This window comes from Actinopolymorpha cephalotaxi, from assembly GCF_013408535.1.
GTDB lineage: Bacteria > Actinomycetota > Actinomycetes > Propionibacteriales > Actinopolymorphaceae > Actinopolymorpha > Actinopolymorpha cephalotaxi.
In genome coordinates this window covers 547,759-567,001 of record NZ_JACBZA010000001.1, presented here as the reverse complement: position 1 = coordinate 567,001, position 19,243 = coordinate 547,759, and the positions used below count along the sequence as shown (strand labels likewise).

The 19,243-nt window shown below is 73.3% G+C and carries 17 protein-coding genes; 6 read left to right on the top strand and 11 right to left on the bottom strand.

From position 1 onward, the window contains the following. Positions 1-40 precede the first annotated feature (40 nt). Together FHR37_RS02550 and mca are read right to left on the bottom strand one after the other, a co-directional pair. Positions 41-340 (bottom strand): hypothetical protein, encoded by a 300-nt coding sequence (locus tag FHR37_RS02550; RefSeq protein ID WP_092881724.1) that lies wholly within the window; start codon positions 338-340, stop codon positions 41-43. A gap of 91 nt (positions 341-431) precedes the next feature. Further along, positions 432-1,367 carry a mycothiol conjugate amidase Mca gene (gene mca / locus FHR37_RS02545; protein WP_378079661.1) on the bottom strand — a complete coding sequence of 312 codons (936 nt, stop codon included), beginning with the start codon at positions 1,365-1,367 and terminating at the stop codon, positions 432-434. Positions 1,368-1,617: 250 nt separating this feature from the next. Here mca and greA point away from each other — a divergent pair, with 250 nt between their 5' ends. Next, the gene (gene greA / locus FHR37_RS02540; RefSeq protein ID WP_092881720.1) at positions 1,618-2,124 is read left to right on the top strand and encodes a transcription elongation factor GreA; all 507 of its coding nucleotides are present in this window, start codon (positions 1,618-1,620) and stop codon (positions 2,122-2,124) included. A 136-nt stretch (positions 2,125-2,260) separates the two neighbouring features. Here the strand turns inward: greA and FHR37_RS02535 are convergent, their stop codons facing one another. The 3 genes from FHR37_RS02535 to ilvA all read right to left on the bottom strand — a co-directional run bounded on the left by FHR37_RS02535 (position 2,261) and on the right by ilvA (position 5,257). Further along, a complete protein-coding gene (locus FHR37_RS02535; RefSeq protein WP_092881718.1) occupies positions 2,261-2,743 on the bottom strand; it encodes a DUF2089 domain-containing protein in 483 nt (160 codons plus the stop codon). 2 nt (positions 2,744-2,745) lie between these two features. Further along, a complete protein-coding gene (locus FHR37_RS02530) occupies positions 2,746-3,906 on the bottom strand; it encodes a hypothetical protein (RefSeq protein ID WP_092881717.1) in 1,161 nt (386 codons plus the stop codon). A gap of 64 nt (positions 3,907-3,970) precedes the next feature. Beyond that, positions 3,971-5,257, bottom strand: coding sequence for a threonine ammonia-lyase (gene ilvA / locus FHR37_RS02525; protein ID WP_092881715.1), 1,287 nt, complete (start codon positions 5,255-5,257; stop codon positions 3,971-3,973). Positions 5,258-5,365: 108 nt separating this feature from the next. Here ilvA and FHR37_RS02520 point away from each other — a divergent pair, with 108 nt between their 5' ends. The 3 genes from FHR37_RS02520 to FHR37_RS02510 all read left to right on the top strand — a co-directional run bounded on the left by FHR37_RS02520 (position 5,366) and on the right by FHR37_RS02510 (position 9,231). Next, the gene (locus tag FHR37_RS02520; protein WP_092881713.1) at positions 5,366-6,949 is read left to right on the top strand and encodes a cytochrome P450; all 1,584 of its coding nucleotides are present in this window, start codon (positions 5,366-5,368) and stop codon (positions 6,947-6,949) included. Positions 6,950-6,986: 37 nt separating this feature from the next. Further along, the gene (locus FHR37_RS02515) at positions 6,987-7,478 is read left to right on the top strand and encodes a MarR family winged helix-turn-helix transcriptional regulator (RefSeq protein ID WP_175542381.1); all 492 of its coding nucleotides are present in this window, start codon (positions 6,987-6,989) and stop codon (positions 7,476-7,478) included. A gap of 142 nt (positions 7,479-7,620) precedes the next feature. Next, positions 7,621-9,231 carry an MDR family MFS transporter gene (locus FHR37_RS02510; protein WP_092881709.1) on the top strand — a complete coding sequence of 537 codons (1,611 nt, stop codon included), beginning with the start codon at positions 7,621-7,623 and terminating at the stop codon, positions 9,229-9,231. A 96-nt stretch (positions 9,232-9,327) separates the two neighbouring features. Here the strand turns inward: FHR37_RS02510 and FHR37_RS02505 are convergent, their stop codons facing one another. Both FHR37_RS02505 and FHR37_RS02500 read right to left on the bottom strand, forming a co-directional pair. Beyond that, a complete protein-coding gene (locus FHR37_RS02505) occupies positions 9,328-10,845 on the bottom strand; it encodes an AI-2E family transporter (protein WP_237768606.1) in 1,518 nt (505 codons plus the stop codon). Positions 10,846-11,022: 177 nt separating this feature from the next. Next, on the bottom strand, positions 11,023-12,006 hold the full coding sequence (locus FHR37_RS02500; protein ID WP_092881707.1) for an ROK family protein: 984 nt from the start codon (positions 12,004-12,006) through the stop codon (positions 11,023-11,025). A gap of 160 nt (positions 12,007-12,166) precedes the next feature. Between FHR37_RS02500 and FHR37_RS02495 the strand changes: the two genes are divergently transcribed. Further along, positions 12,167-13,243, top strand: coding sequence for a hypothetical protein (locus FHR37_RS02495; protein ID WP_139238835.1), 1,077 nt, complete (start codon positions 12,167-12,169; stop codon positions 13,241-13,243). A 6-nt stretch (positions 13,244-13,249) separates the two neighbouring features. Here the strand turns inward: FHR37_RS02495 and FHR37_RS02490 are convergent, their stop codons facing one another. Further along, positions 13,250-15,475 carry a hypothetical protein gene (locus FHR37_RS02490; RefSeq protein WP_092881703.1) on the bottom strand — a complete coding sequence of 742 codons (2,226 nt, stop codon included), beginning with the start codon at positions 15,473-15,475 and terminating at the stop codon, positions 13,250-13,252. Between the two features lie 210 nt (positions 15,476-15,685). On the opposite strand from FHR37_RS02490, the gene FHR37_RS30805 reads away from it, so the two are divergent. Beyond that, on the top strand, positions 15,686-16,516 hold the full coding sequence (locus tag FHR37_RS30805) for a GNAT family N-acetyltransferase (protein ID WP_092881701.1): 831 nt from the start codon (positions 15,686-15,688) through the stop codon (positions 16,514-16,516). Positions 16,517-16,529: 13 nt separating this feature from the next. Here FHR37_RS30805 and FHR37_RS02480 read toward each other — a convergent pair whose 3' ends face one another. The 3 genes from FHR37_RS02480 to FHR37_RS02470 all read right to left on the bottom strand — a co-directional run bounded on the left by FHR37_RS02480 (position 16,530) and on the right by FHR37_RS02470 (position 19,233). Further along, positions 16,530-17,399, bottom strand: a complete 870-nt coding sequence (locus FHR37_RS02480) for an LLM class F420-dependent oxidoreductase (RefSeq protein WP_092881699.1) — start codon at positions 17,397-17,399, stop codon at positions 16,530-16,532. A 68-nt stretch (positions 17,400-17,467) separates the two neighbouring features. After that, on the bottom strand, positions 17,468-18,877 hold the full coding sequence (locus tag FHR37_RS02475; protein ID WP_202817926.1) for a glutamate mutase L: 1,410 nt from the start codon (positions 18,875-18,877) through the stop codon (positions 17,468-17,470). Continuing rightward, positions 18,874-19,233, bottom strand: coding sequence for a nucleoside triphosphate pyrophosphohydrolase family protein (locus tag FHR37_RS02470; protein WP_202817925.1), 360 nt, complete (start codon positions 19,231-19,233; stop codon positions 18,874-18,876). Before FHR37_RS02470 ends, FHR37_RS02475 begins: the two co-directional genes overlap by 4 nt. Positions 19,234-19,243: the final 10 nt, after the last annotated feature.

Below are 19,243 nucleotides of genomic sequence, written 5' to 3'. Positions count from 1 at the left end.
TCACCAGGTCAGCGGGTCACCAACTCAGCGGGTCAGTAGGTCAGCGGCGGCGATCCTCCGCGCCGGGGTGGTCCGGGCCGGACCCGCCGTCCTCCGCGGTGTCGCCCGGCCCGCCGGCCGGTCCTGGCCGGTCACCACCGGCGGGCGGTTGTCCGGGTCCCGGGCGGCGGCGCGGCTCGGGCTCCTCGAACCGCACCTTGCGCAGCTGTTTGTTCATGTTGCGCCACAACAGCACCGTCGCCACGCCGATGGCCGCGATCACCACGAAACCGAGCAGACCGGGGCCCACCCACGCCGCGTCATCCTGCGGCGCGGCCGCCTCGACGATCATGTACAGCACTGGACGTACCTTCTCCCACCTGGGTGTTCGTGGTCCGCGACAGGCACGGGCCCGTCAGCCGATTGTCGCAGCCGAGGATGCGGACACGACCTCAGGACGCCTCCGGGGCGAGCCGTCCGGCGCCTCGCGGGCCGGGCGCGTCCTCGACGAGATCACGCAGCCCGGCGAACAGGTCGTCCTCGGGGACGGGCGCCTCCACCAGGCTGCGGGCCAGTTCGTAGTCCTCGGTCGGCCACGCGGCGACGTGCACCTCCAGCGGGCAGGCGAACCACGGCCCCTCGGGGTCGATCTGGGTGGCGTGTGCGAGCAGGGCCTTGTCGCGGACCGGGAAGTAGTCCGAACACGGCACCCGGGTGGTCACCCTGGCGGCGTGCGCGGGGTCCTGCTTCCATTCGTTCAGCCGCTCGGCGTAGGGCGACTCCAGGCCCCGCCGCACCATCTCGTCGTGCAGCGCCTTGGTGCGCTCCCAGTGGAACGAGTGGTGGTAGTAGAGCTTGAGCGGATGCCACGGCTCGCCGGCCTCGGGATAGGCGTCGGGGTCACCGGCGGCCTCCCACGCGGCGATGGTGACGTTGTGGCACATGATGTGGTCGGGGTGGGGGTATCCGCCGTTCTCGTCGTAGGTCGTCACGACGTGCGGGCGGAACTCGCGCATCACCCCCACCAGCGCACCGGCGGACTCCTCGACCGGCGTCGCCGCGAACGACCCCTCCGGCAGCGGGCCGGGGTTGTCGCCCTCGGGGAAGCCGGAGTCGACGAAACCGAGCCACTCCTGCCGGATGCCCAGGATCTCCCGGGCCCGGTCCATCTCCTGCCGGCGGATGTCGGCGAGGTTGTCCAGGACGTCGGGCCGGTCCATGTGCGGGTTGAGAATCGATCCGCGCTCACCCCCCGTGCAGGTCACGACCAGGACCTCGACACCCTCCGCGACGTAACGGGCGGTGGTGGCGGCCCCCTTGCTCGACTCGTCGTCGGGGTGGGCGTGCACGTGCATGAGTCGTAGCGGTGCGGGTGCGGTGGAAGGCACCGTAGTTGTCTCCTCTGTCCGGCGGCGCGGGTTGCAAAAAGTGCGCGCGACCACCATGGTGGCTCAGACGACCGACATTCTGCTCACCGACCTCGACGTACCGACGTGGGATGGCCGGGAGAGCCGCGCGTTGTTAGCCTGATAGGTCAGTCCGTACAGTTCCGGACACGCACCGAGAGCGCACCCGCGCGAAATGACCGGATCTTTTTCGAATGACCGAAGTGCCCCCGCATGACCAAGGAGCGAAGCTGTGACGCAGTCGACCGACGAGAACGTCATCTGGCTCACGCAGGACGCCTACGACCGTCTGAAGGCGGAGTTGGACCATCTCACGGGCACTGTGCGCGCGGAGCTCGCCAAGAGGATCGGTGAAGCCCGCGACGAGGGTGACCTGCGGGAGAACGGCGGCTACCACGCCGCCAAGGAGGAGCAGGGCAAGGTCGAGGCGCAGATCCGCAAGCTGCAGGACATGCTGCGCCGCGCCCGGGTGGGTGACACGCCGGCAGACGACGGGATCGTCGAGCCGGGCATGAAGGTGACCATCCGCTTCCAGGGCGACGACGAGACCGAGACGTTCGTGCTCGGCTCGCGCGAACTGCTGTCGCTGGACTCCTCGGTCGACCTGGAGGTCTACTCCCCCGAGTCGCCGCTCGGCCGCGCCATCAGCGGCAAGCGCAAGGGCGACCAGGCGACCTACTCCGCGCCCAACGGCCGGAAAGTCAAGGTGGAGATCGTCGACGCCGTGCCGTTCGGCTGACCACCGGCTGACCACCGGCTGAGCCCGGCGCCGGCCTGTCGCCCGGGCCACCACCGGACAGCGAGAACCCACGATGCGCGGTGACGCCGCGCATCGTGGGTTTCTTCGTACGCGCCGGGGTTCGCCGGGACGGTCGCTAACCGACCTGACGGAGCCGGTCGGCGGCCGCGTCCACGTCGATCTCGCCCCGGGCGAGCATGGCGAGGACGTCCTCCCGGCTCTGCTCCGGCTCGGCCGGAGTTGCCGGACCCGCCTGACCCGACGGACCCGCCTGACCTGACGGACCGGCCGCGGCGGCCGGCGACCCGGCGCCCTCCAGGCCCAGCTTCGCCAGCAGGTCGGCGTAGCGCTGCCGGGCCGTCGGATAGCTCACGCCGAGGTGCCGCTCCACCTCCCGCATGTTGCCGCGCGAGACCAGGAAGACGCGGAGCAGGTCGCGTTCGGCGTCGGTCAGGCCGCAGAACCCGCACGACTCGAACACTCCCGACAGTTCGCTGGCGCACGCGTCGCAGCTGAGCCGGGTCACCTGCAGTCCGGCGCCGCAGACGGGACAGTCGCGCGGCGGCCGGTGCGCGTGGGCGGAGGAGTGCCCCGGGTAACCACCCGTGCCGTACGCCATGCTCACGGCGCCTGCTTGACGGTCGCCATCCCCATCACGACCTCCAGGGCCAGCTGGCCGTCGCCGGTGCCGATCACGTGCTCGTCCCGGTCGGCGCCCGGCGGCTCCCACTGCACCCGGCCGAGCTGGACGTCGGGGCGCACCCGCACGCTCGAACCCGGCAGCAGCCGCAGCTGGAGAGAGCCGGACTCCGCCCGCAACCGCGACTTGCCCCGGTGGATGCGTCCCTCCACCTGCGCCGAACCCGCCTGCACGAGTACGTCGATCGGGCCCTCCACGTCGCGGACCCGTGCGGAGCCGCCGGTGACCCGCACCTGCTCCAGGCCCGGGATGCGTTCGGCGTTCACGCTGCCCGCGGTGACCTCGATCTCCACCGCCAAGCTGGGGTTGACGCGGACGGACAGCTCGCGTCCGAGGTCGAACACCCGCTCCTGCACGTCGCGCAGCGACCGGGTGCGCATCAGCGTGAAGCCGTCCAGGGACGCCCCGAACTCACCCTCGCTGGTGACGACCAGCGTGTCGCCCTCCTGGCGTACGACGTGCGGGCCGTCGACCGCGACCGTGGAGACGAACGGCTCACCGATGATCCGGACCCGCCGGCCGACGGCGCGGATCCGCACCCGGTTGGTCGGCTCGGCCGAGGAGGCAGTGGGCAGCGTCCGCCGCTCGGACCCGCCCGGTGCCGTCGCCCCTCCCGGGGTCGCTCCGCCTCCGGACTGCTGTCCGGACGGGGCGGACCCGGTGTCGGTGGTGCGGCGGGCCTCGTCCAGGCGGGCGGCCGCCTCCTCCGGGCCGAGCCGTCCGGCGGCGACGTCGGCCAGGATCCGGCGTACGGGATCGTCGCCTTCCGGCGGCGTGGGGGGCGTCGGCGGCGTCGGCGGCGTGGGCGTTACGGGCGGCTCGGAGGCGGGGTGCTCGCCGTTGCCGTGCGGACCGGCTGCATGCTCGGCTCCGCGGATCGCCTCGTTGGCGGCGGTCTGCGCCTGCTCCGCGCGCTCGGCGGCTTCCCGCTGGAGGCGTTCGGCCTCGGCGCGCACCCGCTCCTCCGCCGGGTCGGGGGTGCTGTGGCCTTCAGCGGTGGGGGTGGGCTCGTCGCGGTGGGTCGGCACGGCGTCGGTCGCCTCGGCCCAGGGGTCCGATTCGGGAGATGTGTTCTCAGGCATGGGTCGATTCCACTCCGCGAATCATGGAGTGTCAAGACAGTCTTTACAGAACCTGATATCTGACCTACGAAAAGTTGACCGTGTAGCCAGCTGATCGCAGTCGGTGCAGGATCTCCTCGCGATGGTGCTTCCCGCGCGTCTCCAGCTGCAGGGCCACGTCGACGTCGCCGAGGTGCAGGCCGGCGCCGGTGCGCTGGTGTACGACGTCCAGCACGTTCGCGTCCGCCTCGGCGAGCTGGCGCAGGAGCGCGGCCAGTCCGCCCGGCTGGTCGGGCACGCGCACGCGCAGGGACAGGTAGCGTCCGGCGGCGATCATGCCGTGGCGCAGCACCCGCATCAGCAGCAGCGGATCGATGTTGCCCCCGGACAGGACCGCGACCACCGGCGGCTCGAACGCGCCCGGGGCGTCCAGCGCAGCCGCGACGGCCGCCGCCCCCGCGGGCTCGACCAGCAGCTTGCCGCGTTCGAGGAGCAGCAGCAGCGACCGCGACAGCGACTCCTCCGACACGGTGACCACGCCGGCGACCCAGCGCCGGACGACCTCGAACGGCACCCCGCCCGGGCAGCCGACCGCGATCCCGTCGGCCATCGTCCGCATGCGTTCCACCGGGACCGGACGACCGGCCGCCAGTGACGGCGGGTAGGCGGCCGCGCCGGCCGCCTGGACCCCGACGACCCGGGCCTTCGAGCCGCGCCCGGCCAGCGCCGCCGCCACCCCGGCCACCAGCCCGCCGCCGCCCGTCGACACCAGGACGGTCGCGACGTCCGGGCACTGCTCCAGGATCTCCAGGCCGAGCGTGCCCTGGCCGGCCATGATGTCCGCGTGGTCGAACGGGTGGATGAACACCGCACCCGTCTCCTCGGAGTACTGCCGCGCGGCGACCAGCGCCTCGTCGATGGTGTGGCCGTGGAACCGCACGTCGGCGCCGTAGGAGCGGGTGGCCTCCTCCTTCGGGATGGGCGCGCCGAACGGCATGAACACCGTCGCCCGGGTGTCCAGCAGCCGGGCGGCCAGCGCGACCCCCTGCGCGTGGTTGCCGGCGCTGGCCGCCACCACGCCGCGGGCGCGTTCGGCCTGGCTCAGCCGGGAGATCCGCACGTACGCGCCACGGATCTTGAACGACCCCGCCCGCTGGAGGTTCTCGCACTTCAGGTGCACCGGCCCGCCCACCCGGTCCGCCAGCCAGCGGGACGCCTCCATCGGCGTGGTGCGGGCGATCCCGCGCAGGGTGCGCTCGGCGTCCTCGATGTCGGCGAGCAGGGCGCCCAGGTCCGGGCTGTCTTCCGCGCTGCCATCGGGGCTGCCGGTTGCGCTGTCGTACGGGCTGTCGTGGGGGCGGGCACCGGTCATGGCCGCAGTCTGGCACTCCCCGGCAGCCAGACCGACAGCCCGGCGGACAACGGGCCCAGCCGCGCCGACTGTGCGTCCGGGCGGCCGGAAACCACGTAGAACAAGTACATGGCCACCAGCCCTCCGTCCGACCGCACCGACCCGCCGCGCGACGACGACCGCCCGCAGCGACGTGGCCCGCACCGCCGTCCGGGCAGACCCGGCAGACCCGGCAGGCTCGGCAGGACCGGCCGGGTGGCCCGGCCGCCGGGTCCGCCCGGTGCGCTGCTGTACGCCGGACTCGCCCTGCGCCGCGACCCGCCGGCGTACTTCCTCCGGATCGCCCGCAGACATCCCCGGCTGGCCCATCTGCGGCTCGGCGGCGAACACGTCTACGTCCTCAGCCATCCCGACCTGGTGCACGAACTCTTCGTCACCCGGGGGCGGGATCTTCGCAAGGGCCGCACGCTGGAGCGGATCCGGATCCTCCTCGGCGAGGGCCTGCTCACCAGCGAGGGCGAGTGGCACCGTTCCCAGCGGCGGCTGATCCAGCCCGCGCTGCAGGGCGACCGGCTGCGGGCGTACGCGCCGGTGATGGTGCGGGCGGCACTCGACCGCGCGGCCGGCTGGCGGGACGGCCGCCAGGTCGACCTGGCCCGGGAGATGTCCGCGCTGACGGTGGCGGTGGTGGGCGAGGCGTTGTTCGGCACCGACCTGCGGGACCGCAGCGCCGAGGTGGCCGACGCGCTGGGTGAGCTGATGGACGGGTTCTCCCGGCGGATGCTCCCGGGCGCCGACCTGCTGCTGTCGGTGCCCACGCGCGGCCGGGCCAGGCTGTTCGCCGCCGCGGACCGCCTGGACGCCCTGGTGCGGACCATGATCGCCGAACGCCGCGGCCGCCCGCCCGGCCCCGACCTGCTGTCCACCCTGCTCGAGGCGGCGGCCGACGGGAACGGCACCGGGAACGGCGCCGCGACCGACGCCGACACGGTCGTACGGGACGAGGTGATGACGCTGCTGCTGGCCGGGCACGAGACCACGGCGAGCGCGCTGTCGTGGGCGTGGTGGCTGCTGGACCGGAACCCGGTGGCGGCGACCTGGCTGCACGCCGAACTCGACGCCGTGGTGACCGATCCCGCCCGGCTCACCTACGCCGACCTGGACCGGCTGCCGCGGACGAGGGCGGTGCTCGCGGAGGCGATGCGCCTCTACCCACCGTCGTGGATTCTCGGCCGGCGCACGCTCACCGACGTCGAACTGGACGGCTGGACACTGCCCGCGGGGTCGCTGTGCGTGACCAGCCAGTACGCCCTGCACCGCGACCCGCGGTTCTGGGCGGCCCCGGACGCGTTCGCACCGGCTCGCTGGATCGGCTCCGACGGGGCCTTCGGCGAGGGCGTCCCGGGCCAGCCGCGGGCGGCGTACCTGCCGTTCGGGGTGGGTGCCCGGATCTGTGTCGGGCTGGGCTTCGCCTGGACCGAGGGGGTGCTCGTCCTCGCCACGCTGGCCCGCCGATGGGCGCCCCAGGCGGTGCCCGGGCACCGGGTGAGGCCCCAGGCGGCGGTCACCCTGCGGCCCGGCGGAGGCATGCCGGTCGTACTCCGCGAGCACTCCCCGGAGCACTCTCCGCGACACTTCCCAGGGCACCTTCGGAGACACTTTCCGGGCACCGGTCAGGACCACCGTGAGCGAGATCCGGACGGCCCTCGGTAATGGTTGCATGGCGCATGCAAACCCGTATACTTGCGGCGTGCAAGCAACTGGCAATCCCGCTCCGACCGGCGAACCCGGCGGCTCCCCCTCCGCCTCCGGTCCGGCGCCGGAGACGTTGCTGGTCGCCCTGATGCGGCTGGTGCGGCTGGTCAAGCGCGGAAATGACGCGCCGATCGAGCCCGCTCTGCATTACGTTCTTCACACGGTCGCGTGTTCGGGGCCGACCCGGCTGTCCGATCTCGCCGGCCAGGTGCAGCTCGACGTGTCGACCGTGAGCCGGCACGTCCGCGCGCTGGAGACCTCCGGCTACCTCGGACGCGTCACCGATCCCGACGACCGCCGGGCCGCACTGGTCTCGGTCACCGAGGTCGGCAACCGCGTTCTGGAGGAGGCGGCGGCCCGCAGGCGCGCCCGCATCGACGCCGTGCTGTCCCAGTGGCCGGCCGACGACGTACACACCCTCGAGCGACTGCTCGACCAGCTCGCCAAGGACCTGGAGGCCGAGACGTCCACGCCGCCTGGGCCCTGACCCGGAGGACGCCGCCATGGCCACACCACGACCTCACCCGCACAAAGCGAACTCACCGGCGCGCCACCGCGCGCCCACCACGAAGCACTGGTTCACCAGGCAACAAGTCACCAGGCAACAAGTCACACGGAGTGCTGTTTCGATGAACGAACCCCAACGCGGGCCGTCGGCCGGCGCGGGAACGACCCCCGCGCCCGCCGACGGCCCCTCCTACCTGTCCCACCGGCAGATCCTGATCACCCTCGGCGGCCTGATGGCCGGGATGCTGCTCGCCGCGCTCGACCAGAGCATCGTCGGCACCGCGCTGCCCCGCATCGTCAGCGACCTCGGCGGCCTGGACAAGCTGTCCTGGGTGGTCACGGCGTACCTCCTGACCTCCACCGCGTCCACCCCGCTGTGGGGAAAGATCTCCGACCTGTACGGCCGCCGGCTGATCTTCCAGGCGGCGATCGGCACCTTCCTGGTCGGCTCGGTGCTGGCCGCCCTCGCGCAGAACATGCCCGAACTGGTGGCGTTCCGGGCGATCCAGGGACTCGGCGGCGGCGGCCTGATGGCGCTGGCCTTCGCCACCATCGGCGACATCATCCCGCCGCGTGAGCGCGGTAAGTACCAGGGCTACTTCGGCGCCGTGTTCGGCATCTCCAGCGTCGCCGGCCCGCTGCTCGGCGGCTGGTTCACCGACGGTCCCGGCTGGCGGTGGATCTTCTGGATCAACCTCCCGATCGGTGTCGCCGCGCTGATCGTCACGACGTACGCGCTGCGGATGCCCACGGTCCGGCGCAACCACCAGATCGACTACCTCGGCGCGGCCACGATCGTCGCCTCGGTGTCCTCGATCCTGCTCTACCTGTCCTGGCGGGGCCAGTCCTACGGCTGGACCGAGGGCGGGGCGCTGGGCCTGCTCGGCGCCGGCATCGCGCTTGCCGTGCTGTTCGTCTTCGTCGAGTCGCGGGCCGCCGAGCCGATCCTGCCGCTGCGGCTGTTCCGCAACTCCGTGTTCTCGATCAGCAACGTCTTCGGCCTGATCGCCGGGTTCGTGATGTTCGGCGCGATCATCTACCTCCCGCTCTACCTGCAGGTGGTGCACGGTCTGTCCCCGACCGCCTCCGGGCTGGCGATGCTGCCCATGGTGGCCGGCATCTTCACGTCCTCGATCAGTTCCGGCCGGCTGATCAGCAAGACCGGCCGCTACAAGATCTACCCGATCCTGGGTGCGCTGTTCATGGCGCTCGCGGTGTGGCTGCTGTCGCGGCTGAGCTCGGGGTCCTCGATGTGGACGATCGGGGTCTACCAGTACGTCCTCGGCTTCGGGCTCGGCCTCACCATGCAGACGATCATGACGGCGGTGCAGAACTCCGTGCACTTCCGCGACATGGGCACCGCGACCAGCGCGACGACGTTCTTCCGGAGCATGGGCGGCGCACTCGGCACGGCGGTGTTCGGGGCGATCCTCACCAGCCGGCTGTCCACCCACCTGACCGAGGTGCTGCCGCCGGCGGCGGCTACCAGGATCCCGGCCGGCGCGGTGGAGAACGTCACCGCGATCCAGAAGCTCCCGCCGGAGCTGAAGGCGCCGGTGATCGAGGCGTTCGTCCGTACGCTGCACGACGTGTTCCTCACCGGTGCGCCGTTCGCGCTGGTGGCGATGGTGGTGGCGTTCTTCCTCAAGGAGCTTCCGCTGGCCACCGGGCGCCCGCCGGCGGAGGGCACCGGCGAGGTCGAGGCGGAGTTCGCCCCGACCGCCACGCACTGACCATCTGGTACGACGAGCAGCCTGCTCCGACGAGCAGACCGGCACGACGCGAAGGAGCCCCGGCGATCCGCCGGGGCTCCTTCGTCGTCGGTGGTACTACCTGTCCGTGCGCGGCTCGTCCGGCGGGGCCGGCTCCTCACCGGTGCCCTGCGACTCCTCACCGGGCGGCGGAGAGGTCGTCGCCTCCGGCGGCGGCACCTGGGCGGGCGACGGCTCGTCGGCGGCCGGGGGCGCCGTCCGGGAGGTCGTCTCGCCACCGGGCTGCGACGCCCTCGGAGTTCCGTCGGCGGCAGGCGGCGACTCCCCCTGCGGCGATCCGGTGGCCCCGCCCGGCGGAGGGCCCGATGGCCGGGCGCGCTGGGACCGCGAGCCCGCAGCGACACTGCGGACGACGCCGTTCGTCACAGCGGTCAGCGGCACCGCGAACAACGCGCCCCCGATGCCGAACAGATAGCCGCCGGCCGCGATCGCCAGCAGGATCGCCAGCGGGTGCAGCCGGACGAACCTTCCCATCAGGAACGGCTGCAGCAGGTGCGCCTCCAACTGCTGGACGGCGAGCACCCCGAGCAGCATCAGCGCCGCCACCACGGGTCCCTGCGCCACCAGAGCGACCAGGACCGCCACCGAGCCGGACACGAACGCACCGACCAGCGGCACGAACGAGGCGAGGAACACCAGCACACCGATCGGCAGCGCGAACGGAACCCGCAGGATCACCGCGACGATGGTGATGCCGATCGCGTCCACCAGGGCGACCAGGACTGTTGCCCGGACGAAGGCGGTCAGGGAGACCCAGCCCTGCCGGCCCGCCGCGTCGACGCGTTCCCACCCCGAGCGCGGCAGCAGGCGGACCAGCCAGGTCCAGATGCGTTCGCCCTCGTAGAGGAAGAAGTACGTCGAGAACAAGGCGATGAAGAAGCCGGCCACCAGGTGGCCGACGGTCGTACCGACCTGCAGCGCACCGGCGGTGACCTGCTTGGTGGAGAACGTGTTGCCGAGGTTCTTGAACGTCCGGGTGATCTCCGACTGCGACAGGTGAAGTGGCCCGTGCACCAGCCACGTCTGGATCTCCGCCACGCCGCTGACCACCTGTTTGACCAGGCCCTGGTAGCCGACCGCGACCTGTTGCCCCACGAGCGTGAGCAGGCCGAAGATCACGATGAAGAGCGCGATCAGGGTGAGGAGGGCCGCCAGGCCGCGCGGGACGGCCCGGCTGATCACCCCGGTGGCCGGCACCAGCAGAGCCGTCACCAGGATCGCGATGAAGACGGGCACCACGACGACGCTGAGCTTGAGCAGGACGTAGCCGATGGCCAGCCCGGCCACCGCGAGGAGCAACAGCCGCCAGGTCCACTCGCCGGCCACCCGCAGGCCGTGCGGAACGAGCTCCGCCCGATCCGGTGCGTCCTCGCCCTGGGCTGCCCGCGCGGGGTCGGCCTCCGGGTCCGCCTGACCGGTCGCCCCGGAGCGGCCCGGACGCAGCCGCCGGACCGCGCCCCGCAACCGCCCGCGGGACCGGGCACCGCTCCCGCTCGCACCGGCCGTGCCGGCCGTGCCGGCCGTGCCCGCCGCGCCTTCACCGGAACCCGTGGCCCCGCCCTCGTTGATCACCACCGGTTCCTACCCGACGGACGAGGGCGACAACACGCCCATCTCGGGTACGCCATCCCTGTCACCATGCCCGCCAGCATCGCAGCCACCGGCCCGGGTCGCATCCGGCCGCACCCGGACGGCACCCTGGCGGCACCTGGGCGCCACCCGGAAGGCACCAGGACGGCACCCGTCGCGGGGTCAGTCGGCGGACCAGTAGCGGTCGCCGCGCAGGATGAACCCCGCGGCGCCGACCATGCCCGCGTCCTGGTCGAGGATGGGCCGCTCCACCCGCACGTGCCGGGCGAACTCGATCCGGGCGTACTCCCGCAGGGTGCGCTCCAGCGGCTCGAACAGCAGCGGCCCGACCTGGGAGACCCCGCCGCCGAGGACGACGCGTTCGACGTCGCACAACGCGACCGCGGACGCGATGCCCAGGCCGAGTGCCCAGCCGGCCCGCTCGAACGCGGCCCGGGCGACCTTGTGGTCGGCGCGCGCGTCGTCGGCGAGATCCCGGGCGTTCGCCGTCGGGTCGTTCGGCCGCCAGCCCTGCTCACGTGCCCAGGCCGCGAGACCCGGCCCGCGCGCGAACGCCTCGACGCAGCCGCGGCTGCCACAGCCGCACGGCGGGCCGTCCGGGTCGACGACCATGTGGCCCACGTGCCCGGCGTTGCCGCTGCCGCCGTCGATCAGCCGGCCTTCGAGGATCAGCCCGCCGCCGACCCCGGTCGACACGACCATGCCGAGCATGTTGGCCACGCCCCGGCCCGCGCCCTGCCAGTGCTCGGCGACGACGACGGCCACCGCGTCGTTGTGCACCCGGACCGGTACGTCGGGGTACGCCGCGGCCAGCCGGGCGCGCAGCGGGAAGTCCCGCCACGGCAGCAGGTTGACCGGCGACACCTCACCCACCGGCCAGCGCATCGGTCCGCCGCAGCCCACTCCGACTCCCTGGATCACCGGCCGGCCGGCCGCGTCCAGGACGGACTCGCACAAAGCGTGCAGCCGCGCCCAGATCGCGTCCGCGTCGTCGTCGTGACTTGCCAGCGTGGGCGCGCGATCGCTCACGAGCACCCGGCCGTCGGCGTCGACCACCCCGGCGGCGATCTTGGTCCCGCCGATGTCGACGGCGAGAACGGGTTCGGTACGTGCGTTTGCCGGGCGGCCGGCTTTCAGGTCGGTCATGCACGCATCTTGCCCGGTCCCTTGCCAACGCCGGACATGAGGACGAAGCTTCGGCGCAGCGGCCTCCATGACCCGTCAGGCCGAACGACCCCGGCACCGGCATCTGGCGGCGACCGGGTTCCGGGCCGACGCGGGTCGGCGCGACGAGGAGGCTTCGCGCATGCAGTGGTACGACGGCCCCACCAGGCCCGACCGTAAGCCTGCCCCCGTCAGCGAGCCTGCTCCGTCACCCGAAGGATCGCGTTCCGGCCGGGACAGGTCCTACGCCGGCAGCTCTCCCGGCGGCGACCCGTACGCACCCAGGTCGTTCGGCGACGGGACGGACGCCGACGTCGCCGAGACCGGAGCGCCCCGCCGCCGGCTCCCGCGCTGGGTGCGGTTCACCCTGGGCGTCGCGACCGCGCTGGTGCTCGGCTGGCTGGCGCTGACCCGCCTCACCGCACCCGGCGCGGAGGTCCAGGTGAGCAGGCCGCGGTTCGTCGACAACTTCACCGCCCGGGTCGACGTCACGGTGCGGAGCCGGATCGGCGACCCGCAGGTGGTCCTGCCGCCTCAGCCGCCGGCTTTGCCCGGCCTGGAGTTCGCCGGGGTGAACGGCCTCGCCGACCCGACGGCCCAGGGCCGGGCGGAGTGGCGGTCGATGCAACTGCCGGGGCACGGGCGGCGTGAGTTCTCGCTGTACTGGAAGGTGCGGGACTGCGCACCCGCCCTGGCGGCCGGTGACCGTGAGGTCGCCGCCCCGCTGCGAGTCGTCGACCCCGGTGGCGCGAGGAGCACGCTCCGGCTGTCCGTCGGAGTGCAGCGCGGCCTGCTGCCCTCGGTCTGCACGAGCGACCCGGGCGCGGGCCGGGCCCGCCTGGTCGACACCGGGCCGGTCAGAAGCGACGGATCGCGTTCGTTGCTGCTTCTGGTGACCGTGCAGAACGTCGGCGGCCGGCCGCTGACCTACCGCGACACCGTGGTCGCCGCCGACCCCTCGATGCGGGTCGTCTCCCCCAGCGGCGACTCCGCCGGCCCGGACGCCGCGCGGCCGGGGCAACCGAGACTGGTGCCGGTGGGCGAGGAGCGTGCAATTCCGCTGGACTTCCGGGCGAACGACTGCCGGGTCCCGCTGGACGGCGCGGCCGAGGTGACGATGCGGTTCAGCGACGGAGGGGCGTCGGCACGGCAGGTCGCCCTGCCGGTCCGGCTGGCCGACAGCTGGGAGAACTTCCTCGGGGTCTGCGCCGAGGTCTGAGGACGCTCAGGGGCGTCCCGACTCTGCTCCCTGGGCGTGCCGCGGCGGCGCTTCGATGACCGCCGATTCTGTGCCGGCGGATTCTTCGCTCGCCGGTCCATCGCTCGCCGGTTCGGCGTCCTCGGCCGGCAGGTCGACGACATCGACCACCGGTGAGGTCGCCCAGTTCGTCCGCCTGCGGGCGGCGGCGACGGCGAGGTCGGCCAACCGGGTCGCCAGGCCGGCGTTACGGCCCTCGTCGACCGGTTGCGCGTACCGGCCGGCCTCCCCCGGCGATGCCACAGCCGCCCGGGTCACGGCCAGCAGGTCGCCGGCCGCCCGGAGCGCGTCCGGCGTGGTGGCCGCCCCGCGCCGGTCGAGCGCGCGGCCGAACAGTACGGCGAAGTCGCCGGCCGCGAACTCGCGCGTACGCACGACCCGCCACCAGGCCGCCAGGGACGGGCTGGCGCGGACCAGCCGGCGATAGCCGTCCGGCCCACCGAACGCGACGAGCTGCACCTGCGCGCCGTGTGCGCTGATCAGCCGGTGCAGCTCCTGCGCCAGTGGCTCGCCGATCCGCTCGTAGCTCACCAGCCGGTCGAGCCCCTCGATGGCGATCAGCCGCTCGCCGTCGCAGCCCTCCACCCGGTCCCGGAGCTGAGCGACCGCGCTGTCGGCGTCCAGGAGGGCGAACTGCTCGTGGTGGAGCCACACCGCGGTCCCGTCGAAGCCGCGCATGGTCATCAGCCGGGCGAGTACGTCGACGGCGAGGTTGGTGCCCACGTCCGGCGGTCCGGTCACCAGCAGCCGGAGATCCTGGGCGGGCATGTCCACGAGTTCACGGAGTACGGCGACCAGAGCGGGCTGCCCCACGATCCGGTCGATCATCGCGGTGGCCTGGGCCAGCGCCGAGGCCCGGGCGCGTCCCGGCCCGCCCGCGCCCGGCAGGACGTGCCCGGCGTCCCGCTCCGCCGCCTCGTCCGGCGTCCCGTCCGTCGCCTCGTCCGTCGCCTCGTCCAGCGCGTCGGCCGGCACGAGCGCTCCCGCCGTGCCGCGTACGTGACCGTTGCGGTGACCGACCGGCGGGAAAACGTCTTCCGGGGCGAGCCAGGAGGGCGCGGCCACCACACCGGCGAGCGGATGCCGCACCCGCCGCACCCGGAACAGCCGGCGTACGTCGTCCTGGAACTCCCCCACCGGAACCAGGCACGGATCCGGCGTCACCGCGTCGCCGGGCAGGCCCTGCACCACGCCGGTGAGCCGGACCGCGAGGTCGAGCCAGATCCGGGCCACGTCGAACTCACCGGCCACCGTCGCCCGGGCGAGCCAGGACCGCACCCGACCGCGCCAGCCGGCGGCGTCCCACGTCCGCACCTCGTCGGGGAGCCGCGCACCCACCTGTGCGTACAGATCACCGCGTACGCCAACGGCGAGTTCGGGCGGCACGGCCGTGAGCCCGGCCTGCACCAGCAGGCGGGACAACGCGGTGCACACGTCGTCCCCACCCGGCACCGTGTCGGCGAGGTGCTGGTGCGCCGCGCACCAGCCGTCGACGATCCAGCTCAGGTAGCCGACGCCGCCGGTGAGTTCGGGCAGCGTGGTGACGAGGTCGTCGGCGGCCGCGTCCGCCCAGCGTTCCCGCAGCCGGGCCCGGCCCGACGGCGTGCCGGGCGCGGAGAGGGTCGCCTCCACCAGGTCGTGGTCGGCCGCCGCGTGGTCGTACAGCTTCACCAGGCTCTGCCGCCGGGCCTCCAGGGACTCGATCCCCGCCAGCGCCCGGAGGATCTCCACCGTCAGCTCCCACGCCAGCCGGCGTAGGCCGCGGTCGTCGCCGGCCGCCCGGAACAGCGCGCCGCCCGGCGGTCGCCACGAAGCCGCGGGGGCCGCCCACCCGGCGTACGCGCCATCGAGGCCGCCCCGACCGGGAGTCGGGCCGGCGAGGTGCGATCTCACCAGGTCGTGGTCCAGCCTCCGCCAGGACCCGGAGCGGACCGCGACGTCACCGCAGAGGAAGGCGGTGATGCCGAGCACGTCGGCGACGACGGCCGGCACCGGAGTGTGGAGCACCGGGTGCTCGTCGACGACCAGCAGCGCCGCGCGCGGATCCTCGGCCAGCGCGTCCACGCGTTCGGTGACTTCCGCGACCAGGCCGTCGGGGACCTGCCACCTGCCCCGGGAGTACAGGTCGAACACCGACTCCTCGCGAAACATCGCCTCGAGGGCGCCGGATGCCCGGGACGCGTTCGTCTGCACTGAGGATCCTCCGGCTTCCGGGCGCAGCACGCGGCCGGGCGTCGGGCGACCCTCGGCCGGGGAGCGGGACCAGGACCGCGGAACGAACAAGATCTCCGGCAGCCTAGCGGAGTGGATCAAGAACTTGCGGTGTGTGATCGCCTGCCGAACACCTCGGCCGGAGGCCTTTGCCGGACACCGTCGCGGGGCAGGACTCCCTCTGGTGACCTGGTGACGAACGACGTGATCCCGACCCGAGAGGGCGGCTCCGGACAGGTCCGGGTGGGGCCGATCGTGGACCCGGCGCGGCTGCCCGAGGCGGTCCGACTCTACCGGACGGTGCTGGACCTGCCGCCCGGCGACCCGGCGGTGAGTCCCCGGCTGCTCGCCGGCCTGCCCCGCAACGGCGGCTCGGTGATCGGCGCGTACGACGGGGACACGCTGGTGGGTTTCGCGTACGGCTACGTCGGCCGGGACGCGGGCACCGGCGAGGTGTACCACTACTCCCAGGCCGCCGTGGTCGCTCGGGCCTGGCAGGGACGCGGGGTCGGCCGGGCCCTGAAGCAGGGGCAGCGGGAGTACGTCCTGGCCACCGGGCTCACCCGGATGCGCTGGGCCTACGACCCGGTGCGCGCCCGGAACGCGCACTTCAACCTGGACGTGCTGGGCGCGCGCGGCCGGTGGTTCGTGCGGGATCTCTACGGCCCGGACACGCACGGATCGGGCCATGGCGGGCCGGCCGAGCCCACCGACCGGCTGGTCGTGGAGTGGGACCTGACCGGCGCGCCGTCACCGGTCGCCGAACCCGGAGCCGATCGGCTGCCGGGATGGGGCGAGACGGCGCCGGCCGGGGACGACCTGCTGCTCGGCGTACCCCGGACGTGGTCGCGGACGGAGCCTGAGCCGGTCCGGGCGGCGCGGGTTCGGGCGGCGGTCCGCGACGCGCTGGAGTCCGCGCTGGACCAGGGGTACGTCGCGGTGTCGTGCCGTACGCCGGCAGCACCCACCGGTGGTGGCGTACCGCACGACACCGCGTACTACCGCCTGCGCCGAGGCGTCTGAGCAGCCGCCGCGCTCAGCCGACCGAGCGCAGCTTGGGCAGGATCTCGGCGACCTGCTCGGCCCGCGCCACGGCGTCGTCGCCGCGCACCACGACGATCACCTCGCCGATGCCGACCCCGGCGAAGGCCTCGGCCTGCTTCAGCAGGTGGTCGGTGCCCTCGTCCGCACGGATCTGGACGGTACGCCGGATCTGCGCGGGGTCGCGGCCGACGTCGTGGCAGTGCCGGTCGAGCACACCGGACAGGTCGGCGATCTCCTCGACGGAGCCACCCGCGGCGTTCCAGGCGTCGGCGTACCGCGCGACGATCTTCAGCGTACGCCGGCGCCCGCTGCCGCCGATCCACAGCGGCGGCCCCGGCTGCTGCACCGGCTTGGGGTTGGCCAGCGCGTCGGTCAGGTGGTAGTGCTCCCCGTGGAACGTGGTCGTCGGCTCGGTCCACAGCGACCTGATCACCTGGCAGGCTTCCTCGAACCTGTCCAGCCGGCCCTTCACGCTGCCCAGGTCGATGCCGAGCATGGTGTGCTCGATCTCCGCCCATGCCGCACCCAGGCCGAACTCCAGCCGGCCGCCGGACAGGTGGTCGACGGTGACCGCCATCTTCGCCAGCACGGCCGGGTGCCGGTAGGTGACGCCGGTGACCATGCAGCCGATCCGCACCCGCTGGGTGCTCTCCGCCATCGCCGCGAGCAGCGTCCAGCCCTCGAAGACGTCGCCCTCAGGGTCGCCATGGATGGCGGCGAAGTGGTCGAAGTTCCAGACGCTGTCGAAACCGGCCTGGTCGGCCAGCTTCCACACGCGGCGCAGGTGGTCGACCGTGGTGTTCTGGGGTGCGAGCTTGAGACCGACTCGCAGGCCCGAGGTGTTGTCCGCGACAGAAGTCATGCGCCAGTCTTACCGCTCCGGACCCGTACCGGCGAGGGGGCGTTCACGTTCGGAGCCGGCGACGCACCCTACGGACGTACGGCCGGCACCAGCGTGGCGGCTGCGTCCGGGTGGTCCGGTGCCAGCAGGCCCACGGCGGCGAGTACGTAGTCGCGGTCCACCGCGAGGTCCGGGCGCTCGGGGACCAGCCGGCCGTGCCCACCGGATCCGGCCAGGCCGGTCGCCACCACCTGCCGGGCGAGCTCGGAGTCGACGTGCCGCAGCAGCCCGCCCGAACCCACCAGCAGGCCCACCTCGCGCAGATCCCTGCCGGTGCGGTCCACCGCAGGCCCTGCCGGACCGGTGACCACCTGGGACCTTCCGGCGTGCCGGCGCAGGGCCAGCTTGACAGCGAGTTCCGCCAGGCGTACGTCGATGTCAACCTCTGCTTGCGTCGTGGCGACGAACCCCGGATTCTCCTTACGGCGTTCGGCTTCCATCCGCAGCGCTTCGACCTCGGGCGCGGCAACCTCGTCGAGCAAGTGCGCCTTGACAGCCGCGTGGACGATCTGCGGCGCGTTCCACCGCAGCCCGAGGTCACCCTCGACGGTGCGGCCGACCGGCAGGGTGGCGACGACCTCCCGGCCCAGCCCGGCGTCCTCCGGATCGGGCTCGACCACCGAGTGCACGTCGGTGGTGGCCCCGCCGACGTCCACCACGACCACGCCCGGAACACCCAGGGTGCGGGCCAGCACCTCCACCCCGCACAGCACCAGGTCGGGGGTGGCACCCACGACGATGCGGGCGAACTCCTCCCGCCGGGACAGGTGCTTCCCGCCGATCACGTGCCGGACGAACATCTCCCGGATCGCGGCCCTGGCCGGGTCCGGGCACACCACGCCGATGCGGGGCAGAACGTTGCCGGCGACCACCGCCGCGACCCCGGCGCCGGTCAGCACCCGCGCCACCTCCGGAGCGCAGGCGGCGTTGCCGGCCACGACGACCGGGGCGGCCGAGGCGGAGCCCGACGTCGTGGCCGCGTCCGCGAGCGCCCGCGCGTTGGCCCGCAGCACCGCGGTGTTGCCTCCGTCGGTGCCGCCGACCAGCAGCACCAGGTCCGGCGCCGACGCCGCCAGCGCGGTCAGCGCGCCGGAATCGAGGATCGCGGCCGCCACGTGCACCACCCGGCCACCGGAGGAGGTGGCGACGCGTTCACCGGCCTCGACGGTCACCAGTCGCTCGTTGCCGACGACCGCGATCCGCAGGCCGCCGCCGGCGCTCGAGCACGCGCGCACCGGCCAGTCCGGCTGGTCACCGGTCGCCTTCGCGAGGTCGGTACGCAGGACGTCCAGCGCCTCCATCAGGTCGGTTCCGATGGTGGTGCGATGGCTGCCGGTGGCGACCAGCCGCCCGGTCGGTACGTCGACCAGGGCGGCCTTGGTGAACGTCGACCCGAAGTCGACGCACAGGATCCGGGTGGAGTCGTTCGGGTCGGTCACGTCGCCCTCGACGGCGGGTCGGCCAGCCGGGCGGAGATCGCTTTCTCCAGTTCGCCGACCGTACGCCGGAACTCCGTGTCCAGGTCGACGTCGTACAGCCTGGCGAGTACGAGGACCGACCACAGGCAGTCGGCGAGTTCGTGGTGCAGCGCCTCCCGGCCACCCGGCATGTGCCGTGCGCCCTCCCGGGCCATCACCAGCTTGGCCAGGTCACCCACGTCGCCGACGAAGCCGAGCATGAACTCCTCGCGGTTCCACGTACGCCCGCGCTCCTTGTGGTTGAGCTCGTCGTAGAGGGCGTGCACCCGCATCGCGCGTTCGGTGAGCTGGTCGAGATCCAGCCGGTCCCCGGTCATCGCCTCAGCG

What these genes read in the sequence shown, in the direction of transcription:
- FHR37_RS02535 (WP_092881718.1), bottom strand. Translation starts at nt 2,743, where the DNA reads ATGGCGTACGGCACGGGTGGTTACCCGGGGCACTCCTCCGCCCACGCG.
- FHR37_RS02530 (WP_092881717.1), bottom strand. Translation starts at nt 3,906, where the DNA reads ATGCCTGAGAACACATCTCCCGAATCGGACCCCTGGGCCGAGGCGACC.
- ilvA (WP_092881715.1), bottom strand. Translation starts at nt 5,257, where the DNA reads ATGACCGGTGCCCGCCCCCACGACAGCCCGTACGACAGCGCAACCGGC.
- FHR37_RS02520 (WP_092881713.1), top strand. Translation starts at nt 5,366, where the DNA reads ATGGCCACCAGCCCTCCGTCCGACCGCACCGACCCGCCGCGCGACGAC.
- FHR37_RS02510 (WP_092881709.1), top strand. Translation starts at nt 7,621, where the DNA reads ATGAACGAACCCCAACGCGGGCCGTCGGCCGGCGCGGGAACGACCCCC.
- FHR37_RS02500 (WP_092881707.1), bottom strand. Translation starts at nt 12,006, where the DNA reads ATGACCGACCTGAAAGCCGGCCGCCCGGCAAACGCACGTACCGAACCC.
- FHR37_RS02495 (WP_139238835.1), top strand. Translation starts at nt 12,167, where the DNA reads ATGCAGTGGTACGACGGCCCCACCAGGCCCGACCGTAAGCCTGCCCCC.
- FHR37_RS02480 (WP_092881699.1), bottom strand. Translation starts at nt 17,399, where the DNA reads ATGACTTCTGTCGCGGACAACACCTCGGGCCTGCGAGTCGGTCTCAAG.
- FHR37_RS02470 (WP_202817925.1), bottom strand. Translation starts at nt 19,233, where the DNA reads ATGACCGGGGACCGGCTGGATCTCGACCAGCTCACCGAACGCGCGATG.